The organism is Pseudomonas sp. Yb2C2, assembly GCF_052112325.1.
Taxonomy (GTDB): domain Bacteria; phylum Pseudomonadota; class Gammaproteobacteria; order Pseudomonadales; family Pseudomonadaceae; genus Aquipseudomonas; species Aquipseudomonas marginalis.
Window position 1 is genome coordinate 40,737 of the sequence record NZ_JAVAJK010000009.1, and the last position, 14,605, is coordinate 55,341.

10 protein-coding genes are annotated in these 14,605 nt (G+C 61.2%); 2 read left to right on the forward strand and 8 right to left on the reverse strand.

All coding sequences use genetic code 11. The annotated features are described in order from the left end of the window. Positions 1–5: 5 nt before the first annotated feature. The 8 genes from rpsA to mtnA form a co-directional block, all read right to left on the reverse strand. Positions 6–1,691: a 30S ribosomal protein S1 gene (gene rpsA, locus Q8X51_RS14310; RefSeq protein ID WP_027604177.1), complete on the reverse strand. Its 1,686-nt coding sequence runs from the start codon at positions 1,689–1,691 to the stop codon at positions 6–8. Positions 1,692–1,811: 120 nt separating this feature from the next. Further along, positions 1,812–2,501, reverse strand: coding sequence for a (d)CMP kinase (cmk, locus tag Q8X51_RS14315; protein WP_003172653.1), 690 nt, complete (start codon positions 2,499–2,501; stop codon positions 1,812–1,814). Then, positions 2,498–4,708, reverse strand: coding sequence for a bifunctional prephenate dehydrogenase/3-phosphoshikimate 1-carboxyvinyltransferase (locus tag Q8X51_RS14320; RefSeq protein ID WP_065928289.1), 2,211 nt, complete (start codon positions 4,706–4,708; stop codon positions 2,498–2,500). Before Q8X51_RS14320 ends, cmk begins: the two co-directional genes overlap by 4 nt. A gap of 28 nt (positions 4,709–4,736) precedes the next feature. Next, on the reverse strand, positions 4,737–5,849 hold the full coding sequence (gene hisC / locus Q8X51_RS14325; protein ID WP_092359025.1) for a histidinol-phosphate transaminase: 1,113 nt from the start codon (positions 5,847–5,849) through the stop codon (positions 4,737–4,739). 9 nt (positions 5,850–5,858) lie between these two features. Then, positions 5,859–6,953 (reverse strand): prephenate dehydratase, encoded by a 1,095-nt coding sequence (pheA, locus tag Q8X51_RS14330; protein ID WP_003172650.1) that lies wholly within the window; start codon positions 6,951–6,953, stop codon positions 5,859–5,861. Further along, a complete protein-coding gene (gene serC, locus Q8X51_RS14335) occupies positions 6,953–8,038 on the reverse strand; it encodes a 3-phosphoserine/phosphohydroxythreonine transaminase (protein ID WP_065939348.1) in 1,086 nt (361 codons plus the stop codon). Before serC ends, pheA begins: the two co-directional genes overlap by 1 nt. 212 nt (positions 8,039–8,250) lie before the next feature. Next, positions 8,251–10,905 carry a DNA gyrase subunit A gene (gene gyrA / locus Q8X51_RS14340; protein ID WP_065928116.1) on the reverse strand — a complete coding sequence of 885 codons (2,655 nt, stop codon included), beginning with the start codon at positions 10,903–10,905 and terminating at the stop codon, positions 8,251–8,253. Between the two features lie 422 nt (positions 10,906–11,327). Beyond that, a complete protein-coding gene (mtnA, locus tag Q8X51_RS14345; RefSeq protein WP_407693334.1) occupies positions 11,328–12,398 on the reverse strand; it encodes an S-methyl-5-thioribose-1-phosphate isomerase in 1,071 nt (356 codons plus the stop codon). 109 nt (positions 12,399–12,507) lie between these two features. On the opposite strand from mtnA, the gene Q8X51_RS14350 reads away from it, so the two are divergent. Together Q8X51_RS14350 and ubiG are read left to right on the forward strand one after the other, a co-directional pair. Then, on the forward strand, positions 12,508–13,839 hold the full coding sequence (locus Q8X51_RS14350) for a TRZ/ATZ family hydrolase (RefSeq protein ID WP_330214221.1): 1,332 nt from the start codon (positions 12,508–12,510) through the stop codon (positions 13,837–13,839). Positions 13,840–13,903: 64 nt separating this feature from the next. Beyond that, positions 13,904–14,602 carry a bifunctional 2-polyprenyl-6-hydroxyphenol methylase/3-demethylubiquinol 3-O-methyltransferase UbiG gene (ubiG, locus tag Q8X51_RS14355; protein ID WP_003172645.1) on the forward strand — a complete coding sequence of 233 codons (699 nt, stop codon included), beginning with the start codon at positions 13,904–13,906 and terminating at the stop codon, positions 14,600–14,602. Positions 14,603–14,605: the final 3 nt, after the last annotated feature.

Consider the following 14,605-nt stretch of genomic DNA (forward strand, 5'->3'; position numbering starts at 1 on the left):
AGAACTTAGTTCTGTTTAGCCATTGCTTCGCGCAGCAGGGAGGCCATGGTGGTCTCGCCTGTTGCAGCTTCCGGAGCCGATTTCAGGCTCTGGATGGCTTCTTTCTCTTCCACTTCGTCTTTCGACTTGATGGAGAGTTGGATCACGCGGCTCTTGCGATCGACGCTGATGATCTTGGCTTCTACTTCCTGGCCTTCTTTCAGAACGTTGCGCGCGTCTTCAACGCGGTCACGGCTGATTTCGGAGGCTTTCAGAGTCGCTTCGATATCGTCGGCCAGAACGATGATGGCGCCTTTGGCGTCAACTTCTTTCACAGTGCCTTTAACGATTGCGCCTTTGTCGTTCTCTTGAACGTACTCGGAGAACGGATCGCTTTCCAGTTGCTTGATACCCAGGGAGATGCGCTCGCGCTCTGGGTCAACCGACAGGATAACGGTGTCCAGCTCGTCGCCCTTCTTGAAACGACGAACAGCTTCTTCGCCAACTTCGTTCCAGGAGATGTCGGACAGGTGAACCAGGCCGTCGATGCCGCCGTCCAGACCAATGAAGATACCGAAATCGGTGATCGACTTGATGGTGCCGGAGATTTTATCGCCCTTGTTGAACTGGCCAGAGAAATCTTCCCATGGGTTAGATTTGCACTGCTTGATGCCCAAGGAGATACGACGACGCTCTTCGTCGATGTCCAGAACCATGACTTCCACTTCGTCGCCGACTTGTACGACTTTCGAAGGGTGGATGTTCTTGTTGGTCCAGTCCATTTCGGAAACGTGTACCAGGCCTTCAACGCCTTCTTCCAGCTCAGCGAAGCAGCCGTAGTCGGTCAGGTTGGTAACACGCGCGGTGACGCGAGTGCTTTCTGGGTAACGGGCTTTGATAGCGACCCATGGATCTTCACCCAGTTGCTTCAGGCCCAGGGAAACACGGTTGCGCTCGCGATCGTATTTCAGAACCTTGACATCGATCTCGTCGCCAACATTGACGATTTCGGAAGGATGCTTGATACGCTTCCAAGCCATGTCGGTAATGTGCAGCAGGCCATCGACGCCACCCAGATCGACGAATGCGCCGTAATCGGTGAGGTTCTTGACGATACCTTTGACTTGTTGGCCTTCCTGCAGGGATTCCAGCAGAGCTTCACGCTCGGCGGAGTTCTCTGCTTCCAGGACGCTGCGACGGGAAACGACAACGTTGTTGCGCTTCTGGTCGAGCTTGATGACCTTGAATTCGAGTTCCTTGCCTTCCAGGTGCGTGGTGTCGCGCACAGGACGAACGTCGACCAAAGAACCTGGCAGGAACGCACGGATGCCGTTAACGTCGACAGTGAAGCCGCCTTTAACCTTACCGTTGATAACGCCCTTGACCACTTCTTCAGCTGCGAAGGCTGCTTCGAGAACAATCCAGCATTCAGCGCGCTTGGCTTTTTCACGGGACAGCTTGGTTTCACCGAAACCGTCTTCAACCGAGTCCAGAGCAACGTGAACTTCGTCACCGACATTGATTGTCAGATCACCAGCATCGTTGTAGAACTGTTCCAGCGGGATCAGAGCTTCAGACTTCAGACCAGCGTGAACGGTTACCCAGCGAGCTTGGTAATCGATATCAACGATAACACCGGTGATGATGGAGCCTGCCTGAAGGTTCAGGGTTTTTAGGCTTTCTTCAAAGAGTTCCGCAAAGCTTTCGCTCATTTTAATTCCTGTTGATAAGGGCGAAGAATACGCCCATCTCCACACCCCAGACGGTGTGGGTCAGTTTCAGTTAAAAGAAGCCACCGCAGGACTATGACTGGTCCCCTGCGGCCTTCTTGATCACCCGGCGATATCGCGAATGGCGATTTCACTCAAGATGCGTTCCAGCACCTGCTCGATGGACAACTCCGTGGAATCCAGCTGTATAGCATCAGCCGCCGGCTTGAGCGGGGCTACTGCGCGCTGGGTATCACGCTCATCGCGTGCACGGATCTCATCTAGCAGACTCGACAGACTAACACCATCGACTTTGCCCTTCAACTGCAAGTAGCGGCGACGAGCCCGCTCCTCGGCGCTGGCGGTCAGGAAAATCTTCAGAGGCGCCTCGGGAAACACCACCGTGCCCATGTCGCGACCATCGGCTACAAGGCCCGGCGGCTCCTGAAAAGCCCGCTGGCGCTGCAACAGCGCATCACGCACCGCCGGCAGCGCGGCAACCTGGGAGGCCCAGGAGCCGACCTGCTCGTTACGCAGGTCATCGGTCACATCGTCCCCTTCCAGGATGATGCGCTGGGGATGACCTTCCGTCGCGCCGACGAACTGCACATCGAGGTGCGCGGCCAGCAGCTTCAGGGATTCTTCGTTGGTCAGGTCGACGCCATGGTTGCGTGCGGCAAACGCCAGCAGGCGGTACAACGCGCCGGAATCCAGCAGGCACCAGCCCAGGCGCTTGGCCAGGATGCCGGCGATCGTGCCTTTGCCCGAGCCGCTTGGCCCGTCGATGGTAATCACCGGTGCTTTGATATTCACAATTGAGCCTCTTGGGCAACACGGATGCCGACTTGGGCACACAGTGTAAGAAAGTTCGGAAAAGACGTAGCAACATTGGCGCAGTCATGGATACGAATCGGCGCAGCCGCCCGCAGGGAAGCCACGCTGAAGGCCATGGCAATCCGGTGATCGCCATGGGCATGGACTTCACCACCGCCCATCAGGCCACCGTCAATGATAATCCCATCGGCGGTCGGTTCACACTTCACTCCCAACACCTGCAGACCGTCGGCCATGACCTGGATACGGTCGGACTCCTTAACACGCAACTCTTCGGCGCCCCGCAAAATGGTCCGGCCTTCAGCGCAGGCGGCCGCGACGAACAACACCGGGAATTCATCAATAGCCAGGGGCACCAGCGCTTCTGGAATCTCGATACCCTTCAATACAGCTGCCCGCACCCGCAGGTCAGCGACAGGCTCGCCACCCACTTCGCGCGGGTTTTCCAAGGTGATATCGGCCCCCATCAACCGCAGGATATCGATCACCCCGGTGCGGGTCGGGTTGATGCCGACATGCTCCAGCAACAACTCGGAGCCCGCGGCAATCGAAGCCGCCACCAGGAAGAATGCCGAAGAGGAGATGTCCCCCGGCACTTCAATATGGGCAGCCGTCAGTACATGACCCGATTCCACCGATGCGGTAGCGCCCTCCACCGCAACCGGGTAACCAAAACCGCGCAACATACGCTCGGTATGGTCACGGGTCGGCGCAGGCTCGGTCACTGCGGTTTGACCTTCGGCATACAGCCCCGCCAGCAACAGACAGGATTTGACCTGGGCACTGGCCATCGGCATTGCATAGCTCATGCCTTTGAGCGCCTGGCCGCCACGAATGGTCAGCGGCGGACGCCCTTCCGGCCCGGTCTCGATCACCGCACCCATGTCCCGCAATGGCTTGGCCACGCGGTTCATCGGGCGCTTGGACAGGGAAGCATCGCCGGTCAACACGCTGTCAAAGCGTTGTGCCGCCAACAAACCGGACAGCAGGCGCATGGACGTACCGGAATTACCCAGGTAGATCGGCCCCGGCGCCGGCTTCAAGCCGTGCAAGCCCACACCATGAATGGTCACGCGCCCATGGTGCGGCCCTTCAATCACCACGCCCATGTCGCGAAACGCCTGCAGGGTCGCCAGGGCGTCTTCACCCTCAAGGAACCCTTCCACCTCCGTCACGCCCTCGGCCAACGAGCCGAGCATGATCGAGCGATGGGAGATCGACTTGTCACCCGGCACCCGGATACGCCCGCTCAAGCGGCCGCCCGGGTTGGCGAGGAAAGTCAGGTCATCGGCGTTCACAGCGGTTTCCATATAGGCCCGGCGAGCCAGGATCTTGCTGAAATGCTCACGCGCCACACGCGCACGGGTGAACACGCCCAATAATTGATGGCCATCCCCGGCATCGACCGCGTCGCGCAAGGCGTCGAGGTCACTGCGGAAGGTGTCCAGGGTGCGCAACACCGCTTCGCGATTGGCGAGAAAGATGTCGTGCCACATCACCGGATCGCTGCCGGCAATCCGCGTGAAATCGCGGAAGCCACCGGCGGCGTAACGGAAAATCTCGAGGTTTTCGTTGCGCTTGGCCAGGGAGTCCACCAGGCCGAATGCCAACAGATGGGGCAAATGGCTGGTCGCCGCCAGCACTTCGTCGTGGCGTTCGACCTGCATATGCTCCACGTCCGCCCCCAGCTCACGCCAAAGACGATCCACCACCGCCAGCGCGGCCGGATCGGTTTGTTCCAGCGGCGTCAGGATCACTTTATGGCGGCGGAACAGCTGCGCATTGGACGCTTCCACCCCGCTCTGCTCGGAACCGGCAATCGGATGGCCCGGCACAAAACGCGACGGCATGCCGCCAAAAGCCTGTTGCGCGGCCCGCACCACATTGCCCTTGGCACTGCCGACGTCGGTCAGGATCGCCTGGCCCAGGTCCATGCCGGCCAATACCGCCAGCAGTTTCTCCATGGCCAGGATCGGCACAGCGAGCTGGATGACGTCAGCCCCCTGGCACGCCAGCGCCAAGTCCGCCTCGCAGCGATCCACCACACCCAACTCCACCGCCAGCTTGCGCGATTGCGGGTCCAGGTCCACACCGACTACTTCGCCGCACAGCCCGCTTTCGCGCAGGCCTTTGGCGAAGGAGCCACCGATCAAGCCCAGGCCGACCACCACCAGGCGACCGATCATAGGCACGGCAGGTTGCAATGCAGTGACATCAACCACGAGCCAGGACCTTGGCCAGCGCCTCCAGGAAGCGGCTGTTTTCAGCCGGCAAGCCGATGGTGATCCGCAGGTGGTTCGGCATGCCGTAGTTGGCCACCGGCCGCACGATCACACCTTCGCGCAGCAGCCCCTGGAATACCGGGGCGGCCACTTGACCAAGGTCGACACAGATGAAGTTGCCCTTGGAGGGAATCCAGCCCAGGCCCAACGCACGGAAGCCATCCTGCAACTGCAGCATGCCGCTTGCGTTGATGCGGCGACCTTCTTCCAGGTACTCGGCATCCTTCACCGCCGCACAGGCTGCCGCCAGGGCGAGGCTGTTGACGTTGAACGGCTGGCGTACGCGGTTCAGCACATCGGCCACCACCGCTGTCGACAAGCCATAGCCGACCCGCAGCGAGGCCAGGCCATAGGCCTTGGAGAAGGTGCGCGACACCAGCAGGTTCGGGTAGGCCGCCAGGAAATCCAGGCCGTTCGGCAGGTCGCTGCCTTCGGCGTACTCGATGTAGGCCTCGTCCAACACCACCAGTACATGCTCAGGCACGTCCTGCAGGAAGTCGTTGAGCGCCTGCGCATCGAACCAGGTGCCGGTCGGGTTGTTCGGGTTGGCGATAAACACGACGCGGGTCTGGGCGTCGATGGCGGCCAGCATGGCCGGCAGGTCATGGCCCCAGTCCTTGGCAGGAATCACACGGGCGTCGGCACCGACCGCCTGGGTGACGATCGGGTAGACCGCAAACGCGTGCTCGCTGAACACGGCGTTCAGGCCCGGCGCCAGGTAGGCACGCCCGACCAGCTCGAGTATGTCATTGGAACCGTTGCCCAGGGTGACCTGGTTCAGCTCGACCCGGCATGTTTCTGCCAACAGGGACTTGAGGGCGAAGCCATTGCCGTCCGGGTAACGCGTCAACTCGGCCAATTCTTCGCGAATCGCCGCCAATACCTTGGGGCTTGGGCCCAGTGGATTCTCGTTACTCGCCAGCTTGACGATTTTGGAAGGATCCAGGTTCAACTCACGCGCCAGCTCGTCCACAGGCTTGCCCGGAACGTAAGGCGACAGTTGTTGCACGCCCGGCTGGGCCAGGGCGAGGAAGTTGCCACTCATGTTAAAGCCTCACAAAACCGCTTTCGGGTAAGAGCCCAGCACCTTGAGTGCCACGGCTTCCTGACTGATCTTCTCCAGCACGCCCTTGACCAGCGGATCGCGGTGGTGGCCAATGAAGTCGATAAAGAACACGTAAGTCCATTTACCGCTGCGCGAAGGACGCGTCTCGATGCGCGTCAGGTCAATCCCGTTGTCGTGGAACGGCACCAGCAGCTCATGCAGCGCGCCGGGCTTGTTGCTCATGGAGACGATGATCGAAGTCTTGTCGTCGCCGGTCGGCGGCACTTCCTGGCTGCCGATCATCAGGAAGCGCGTGGAGTTGTCCGGGCGATCCTCGATTTTCTCGGCCAGGCGCGTCAGGCCATACAGGCCTGCCGCCATATCACCGGCGATCGCCGCCGAATTCCATTCACCCTTGACCCGCTTGGCCGCTTCGGCGTTGCTGGACACCGCCACGCGCTCCACATTCGGGTAATGCGCATCCAGCCACTTGCGGCACTGGGCCAGGGACTGCGCGTGGGAATAGATGCGGCTGATGCTGTCGGTCTTGGTGTTTTCACCCACCAGCAGGTGATGGTGGATGCGCAGCTCGACTTCGCCGCAGATCACCATGTCGTGCTCAAGGAAGCTGTCCAGCGTGTGGTTGACCGCGCCTTCGGTGGAGTTTTCCACCGGCACCACGCCAAAGTTCACCGCGCCGGCCGCCACTTCACGGAACACCTCGTCGATGGCCGCCATGGGCTTGCTGATCACCGCGTGGCCGAAGTGCTTCATGGCCGCCGCCTGGGTGAAGGTGCCTTCCGGGCCGAGGTAGGCCACTTTCAGCGGCTGCTCGAGCGCCAGGCACGACGACATGATTTCACGGAACAACCGCGCCATCTCTTCGTTGCCCAGCGGGCCCTTGTTACGCTCCATGACGCGCTTGAGCACCTGGGCTTCACGCTCCGGCCGGTAGAACACCGGCACTTCGCCCTCCGCCAGGGACGCCATCTTCACCCGTGCCACTTCCTGGGCGCAGCGCGCACGCTCACTGATCAGCTCCAGGACTTTCTCGTCCAGGCTGTCAATGCGTACACGCAGGGCCTTGAGTTCTTGTTCAGACATTAGCCGTGTTCCTTTTCGAACTCTGCCATGTAGGCAACCAGCGCGTTGATCGCGTGAATGTCCACAGCGTTATAGATGGAGGCGCGCATGCCACCTACCGAACGGTGACCCTTGAGGTTCAGCAGGCCACGGGCGTCGGCACCGGCCAGGAATGGCTTGTCCAGGCGGTCATCGGCCAGGCGGAACGGCACGTTCATCCACGAGCGGTCGGTGAGGTTGATCGGGTTGCTGTACAGACCGCTGGCGTCGATGAAGTCGTACAGGGTGCGCTTCTTCTCTTCGTTGAGCTTGCCCATGGCGGCGACACCGCCTTGCTCCTTCAACCACTCGAACACCAGGCCCGACAGGTACCAGGCGAAGGCCGGCGGGGTGTTGTACATCGAGCCGTTGTCGGCCGCGACCTTGTAGTTGAGCATGGTCGGGCACAGTGAACGGGCGCGACCCAGCAGGTCCTCACGCACGATATTGACCAGGATGCCGCTCGGGCCGATGTTCTTCTGCGCGCCGGCGTAGATCATGCCGTAGCGCGACACATCGATAGGCCGCGAGAGGATGTCCGAGGACATGTCGCACACCAGCGGAACGTCGCCGACTTCCGGCACCCAGTCGAACTCCAGGCCGCCAATGGTTTCGTTCGCGACGTAGTGCACGTAGGCCGCGTCCTTGGACAGCTTCCATTCGTTCTGACCGGGAATGGCGAAGTAGTCGTAGGGCTTGGCGGTGCCGGCCACATTGACATGACCGTAGCGCGAAGCCTCTTCAATAGCCTTCTGCCCCCAGATACCGGTGTCGATGTAGTCGGCAGTGCCGTCTTCCGGCAGCAGGTTCAGCGGGATCTGGGCGAACTGCTGGCTCGCACCGCCTTGCAGGAACAGCACTTTGTAGTTGGATGGGATGTCGAGCAAGTCGCGCAGATCCTGCTCGGCCTTGGTGGCAATGGACACGAACTCATCGCTGCGATGGCTCATTTCCATCACGGAGAGGCCTTTTCCATGCCAGTCGAGGAGTTCACCCTGCGCACGCTGCAGGACTGCTTCAGGAAGCGCCGCGGGACCGGCACAGAAGTTATAGGCTCTCTTGCTCACATCCAATCTCTCTGATCTGGTGGGACTGAAATCAAACACGGTAGGAGCGAGCTTGCTCGCGAAAAACCCGAGAGCGCAAGGGCGCATCAGGCAGCTCGCGTTATCGTTGACGATTTTCGCGAGCAAGCTCGCTCCTACAGGGGGCGGCGTTGTTCTTTCAAAGGGGACAAACAACAAGGGGGCGAATCTTCATCCGCCCCCTGTGTGTCCGCTTATTCCTGCGGTTCTTCTTCGTCTGCGGCAGCATCGAGGGTTGGCTCGTCGACGCTGTCATCGCCGGTTGCGATCACCTCGCCTTCGAACTCCTCACCTTCCAGCTCTTCGCCTTCGACTTCCGATGGTTCCTGGACACGCTCCAGGCCGACCAGTTTTTCGTCCTTGGCCAGCTTGATCAAGGTCACACCCTGGGTGTTACGGCCCAGGCTCGACACTTCGGCCACACGGGTACGCACCAGGGTGCCCTGGTCGGAAATCAGCATGATTTCCTCGCCATCGAGCACCTGGACCGCGCCGACCAGACGGCCGTTGCGGTCGTTGCTGACCATGGCGATAACGCCCTGGCCGCCACGCTTGTACTCCGGGAACTCGCTGATGGCGGTGCGTTTGCCATAACCACGCTCGGAAGCGGTGAGGATCTGGCTGCCTTCTTCCGGGATCAGCATCGAAATCAGCTTCTGCCCTTCCGGCAGGCGCATGCCGCGCACACCGCGGGCGGTACGGCCCATGGCGCGAACGTCGGATTCCTTGAAGCGAGTGACCTTGCCGCCGTCGGAGAACAGCATGACTTCACGCTCGCCATCGGTAATGGCCGCGCTGATCAGCACGTCGCCTTCGTCCAGCTCCAGGGCGATCAGGCCCACGCTGCGCTGGCGGCTGAAGGATTCCAGCGGGGTCTTCTTCACGGTGCCTTTGGCGGTGGCCATGAAGATGAAGTGACCTTCTGTGTATTCCTCGACCGGCAGCATGGTGGTGATGTATTCATCACTGTCCAGCGGCAGCAGGTTGACCAACGGACGACCACGGGCAGCGCGGGAGGCTTCCGGGATTTCGTAGGTCTTGAGCCAGTACACCTTGCCCTTGCTGGAGAACAGCAGCAGCGTGGTGTGGCTGTTGGCGACCAGCAGGTGGGCGATGTAGTCCTCATCCTTCACGCCGGTAGCCGATTTACCTTTACCGCCACGACGCTGGGCCTGGTACGCAGCCAATGGCTGGGTCTTGGCATAGCCACCGTGGGAGATGGTCACCACGCGCTCTTCTTCCGGGATCATGTCACCCAGGGTCAGGTCGAGGCGCGCATCGAGGATTTCGGTGCGGCGCACGTCGCCGTATTCGGCGCGGATCACTTCCAGTTCTTCGCGGATCACTTCCATCAGGCGCACGGCGCTGTTGAGGATGCGGATCAGCTCGCCGATCTGGTTGAGGATCTCCTGGTACTCGGCCAGCAGCTTCTCGTGTTCCAGGCCGGTCAGGCGGTGCAGGCGCAGTTCCAGGATGGCCTGAGCCTGTTCCGGCGACAGGAAGTACTTGCCGTCACGCAGGCCGTATTGCGGGTCCAGGGTCTCCGGGCGGCACGAGTCGGCACCGGCACGTTCAACCATCGCCACGACGGCGCTGGATTCCCATGGCATCTTGATCAGGGCTTCCTTGGCTTCCGACGGGGTCGGCGAGGCCTTGATCAGGGCGATGACCGGGTCGATGTTCGACAGCGCTACAGCCTGGCCTTCCAGGATGTGACCGCGTTCACGGGCCTTGCGCAATTCGAACACGGTACGGCGGGTCACCACTTCGCGACGGTGACGCACGAAGGCTTCCAGCAGGTCCTTGAGGTTCAGGATGCGTGGGCGGCCGTCGATCAGTGCAACCACGTTGATACCAAACACGCTTTGCAGCTGGGTCTGGGCGTAGAGGTTGTTGAGGATCACCTCAGGCACTTCGCCACGACGCAGCTCGATCACCACGCGCATACCGTCTTTGTCGGATTCGTCGCGCAGTTCGGTGATGCCTTCGAGTTTCTTCTCTTTAACCAGCTCGGCGATCTTCTCGATCAGACGCGCCTTGTTCAACTGGTACGGGAGTTCGGTGATGACGATCTGCTGGCGGCCACCGACCTTGTCGATGTCCTCGATGATCGAGCGGGCGCGCATGTAAATGCGGCCGCGACCGGTGCGGTAGGCTTCGATGATGCCGGCGCGACCGTTGATGATCGCGGCGGTCGGGAAGTCCGGGCCCGGGATGTATTGCATCAGCTCATCGACGGTCAGCTCAGGGTTGTCGATAAGGGCCAGGCAACCGTCGATGACTTCACCGAGGTTGTGCGGCGGGATGTTGGTGGCCATGCCCACGGCGATACCGCTGGAACCGTTGACCAGCAGGTTGGGGATCCGGGTCGGCATGACCGCCGGGATCATTTCGGTGCCGTCGTAGTTCGGCACCCAGTCCACGGTTTCTTTATGCAGGTCGGCCAGCAGCTCGTGCGCCAGCTTGGTCATGCGCACTTCGGTGTATCGCATGGCCGCGGCGTTGTCGCCGTCGACCGAACCGAAGTTGCCCTGGCCGTCTACCAGCAGGTAGCGCAGGGAAAACGGCTGGGCCATCCGAACGATGGTGTCGTACACCGCAGTGTCGCCGTGAGGGTGATACTTACCGATCACGTCACCGACAACACGGGCAGATTTCTTGTACGGCTTGTTCCAGTCGTTACCCAGCTCGCTCATTGCGAACAGCACACGCCGGTGCACGGGCTTCAAGCCATCGCGCGCATCAGGCAGTGCCCGACCGACAATTACGCTCATCGCGTAGTCGAGGTAGGACTGTTTCAGCTCGTCTTCGATATTGACCGGGAGGATTTCTTTGGCCAGTTCGCCCATGAGAAGCCTGATTCCTTTTTCGGGTGAAACCTCGTCGCATCCATATGGGACGAACGAAGCTCGCCGTCGCCGGCACACTGCCTGACAACGACTTACGACAAATCAACGAGTTATGACACGGATCTGCACGTTATGGACAACCCCTGGGGGCGGCCCTGGAAACCGCCGGATGTTATCACAATCGCCGCCACGCACCTATCCCCCTGATGCGCATGGAGACTAGTAATTTGACGGATGACAGGCTTGAAGAGGACCAGAGGGGCTCAGAGATGGGGTGGTGCTTTTTTTTGAGGGCGGATCCGAGGGTTTTATTGACTTTCCGGGCCAATCGGGGGCAAGCCCCCTCCCACACTTTAATTGTGAACAGTCAAAATGTGGCAGGGGGCTTGCCCACGATAGCCATTTCACAGACACCACAGCCCTCAATGCAGCCGCTTACGGCACATCAGCTTGGCCAATTTCGCCGTATCCGGCCGCTCAACCACGCCCTTCTCAGTCACGATCACATCGATCAGGTCGGCCGGGGTCACATCAAATACCGGATTAAACGCATTGACCTCCAAGCGCTGCCCCATGACCTCCAGCAGTTCACCGGGATCGCGCTCCTCCAAGGCCACATCGTCACCCGTGGCCATCATCAGGTCCAGGCTCGAACTCGGCGCCACCACCATGAAACGCACGCCGTGGTGCATGGCGCACACCGCCAATTGATAGGTGCCGATCTTGCTGATCACATCGCCATTGGCGGCAATGCAATCGGCGCCGACGATCACCCAGGTGATGCCCTTGGTCTTGAGGAGATGCGCGCCGGCGGAGTCGGCATTCACGGTGACCGGGATCCCCTCGCCCGCCAGTTCCCAGGCGGTCAGCCGCGAGCCTTGCAGCCATGGGCGGGTTTCATTGGCGTAGACGTGCTCGACCAAGCCTTCCAGGAACGCCGCGCGAATCACCCCGAGGGCCGTGCCGACACCGCCGGTTGCCAAGGCGCCGGAGTTGCCATGGGTCAAGATCGCCTGGGCATTGCCCTGATGCTTGCGAATCCGCTCAACGCCCAACTGGGCCATGACGAGGTTGGCTTCCCGGTCGCTTTCATGGATAGCGATCGCTTCGGCCTCCAGCACCGCCAGCGGATCGGCGTGCTTCTTGACGCGATCCAGGCGATCGCGCATGCGCTTGAGCGCCCAGAACAGGTTCGAGGCGGTCGGACGGGTATCGGCCAGTAGTGCGTAGTCCTCTTCCCAGGCGGCCTGCCAGTCACCGCCCTCGGCGATACGCTCGCGAGCGGCGAGCACCAGGCCATAGGCCGCGCTGATGCCGATCGCCGATGCGCCACGCACCACCATGGCGCGAATGGCCGCAGCCACTGCATCGACCGTGGAGCAGGCCACCCAGCGCTCCTGGGACGGCAGGGCGCGTTGATCGAGCAGGTGCAGCGTGCCATCACGCCAATCGATGGCCTTCACTTTCTCCGCTGCCAACAGTCGATCGCGCATCCGTCACCCCGTACTCATCAACAAAAGCCGCCGATTATAGCGATCCGCCAGCCAGGACGCTCGGGTATACTTCGCGCTTCTTTTATAGCTGCCCGGGAAGAAGCCTGCGATGACCTCCACTGCCGCCCCGCTCGACTTATTGCTACTGCCAACCTGGCTGGTACCTGTCGAACCCGCCGGCGTGGTGCTCAAGGACCATGGCGTGGGCATCCGCAATGGGCGTATCGCCTTTATCGGTCCACGGGCTGCGGCGTTGAAGCTGTCGGCCGCTGAAGTGCGCGAACTGCCGGGCATGCTGCTCAGTCCCGGCCTGATCAACGCCCACGGGCATGCGGCGATGAGCCTGTTTCGCGGCCTGGCCGATGACCTGCCCTTGATGACCTGGCTGGAAAAACACATCTGGCCCGCCGAAGCCAAGTGGGTCGACGAGGCCTTCGTGCGTGACGGCACCGACCTGGCCATTGCCGAGCAGCTCAAGGGCGGTATCACCTGCTTCTCGGACATGTACTTCTACCCCAAGGTCGCCAGCGATTGCGTGCACAACAGCGGCATGCGTGCGCAGATCGCGATTCCGATCCTCGACTTCCCGATTCCCGGCGCCGGCACCGCCGATGAGGCGATCCGCCAGGGCATCGAGCTGTTCGGCGACCTCAAGCACCATCCGCGCATCAAGATCACCTTCGGCCCCCACGCGCCCTACACGGTGTGCGATGCCAACCTGGAAAAGATCCGGGTCATCGCCGAAGAGCTGGACGCCGCGATCCATATGCATGTGCATGAAACCGCTTTCGAGGTACAACAGGCCGTCGAACAGACCGGCGAGCGGCCGTTGGCGCGCCTGGGACGCCTCGGCTTGCTGGGCCCGCGCTTCCAGGCCGTTCATATGACCCAAATCAGCGAGGACGACCTGGCTTTGCTGGTAGAAAGCAACACCAGCGTGATCCATTGCCCGGAATCGAACCTGAAACTGGCCAGTGGCTTCTGCCCGGTGGAGCGTCTATGGCAGGCGGGCGTCAATGTGGCCATCGGCACCGACGGCGCCGCCAGTAACAACGACCTGGACCTGCTGGGTGAAACCCGTACCGCCGCGATGCTGGCCAAGGCCGTCGCGGGTTCGGCCACCGCCCTGGACGCCCACCGTGCGCTGCGCATGGCTACGCTCAACGGTGCGCGTGCCATGGGCCTGGAAAGTGAAATCGGCTCCCTGGAAGTGGGCAAGGCGGCGGATATGGTCGCCTTCGATCTGACGGGGCTGGCGCAACAACCGATCTACGATCCGGTCTCACAGCTTATATATGCCACCGGACGCGATTGCGTGAAACACCTTTGGGTCGCCGGCAAGCAGTTGCTCGACGACCGGCAACTCACCCGCATGGATGAGCAACAGTTGACCACCACGGCCATTGCCTGGGGAAAACGCATCGGCGGGCACACCGAATAACGCTGGCTCTGAACCTGCGTGTTCAGGACCGACAAACCGATTTATCAGATTTAGAGGATTCACCATGAGCAACGTCGACCACGCCGAAATCGCCAAGTTTGAAGCCCTGGCCCACCGCTGGTGGGACCGCGAAAGCGAGTTCAAACCCCTGCACGACATCAACCCGCTGCGGGTCAACTGGATTGACGAACGCGTCAACCTGGCCGGCAAGAAGGTGCTGGACGTTGGTTGCGGCGGCGGCATCCTCAGCGAAGCCATGGCCCAGCGCGGCGCCACCGTGATGGGGATCGACATGGGCGAAGCGCCGCTGGCCGTGGCCCAGTTGCACCAGCTGGAATCCGGCGTGAGCGTGGAATATCGCCAGATCACCGCCGAAGCCCTGGCCGAGGAAATGCCTGAGCAGTTCGACGTGGTCACCTGCCTGGAAATGCTGGAGCACGTGCCAGACCCATCGTCGGTGATCCGCGCCTGCTTCCGCATGGTCAAGCCGGGCGGCCAGGTGTTCTTCTCCACCATCAACCGCAACCCCAAGGCCTACCTGTTCGCGATCATCGGCGCCGAATACATCATGAAGCTGCTGCCGCGCGGCACCCACGATTTCAAGAAATTCATCCGCCCGTCCGAACTGGGTGCGTGGAGCCGCCAGGCCGGGCTGACCGTCAAGGACATCATCGGCCTGACCTACAACCCGCTGACCAAGCACTACAAACTGGCCAGCGACGTTGACGTCAACTACATGATCCAGACCCTGCGCGAGGAGTAAGCC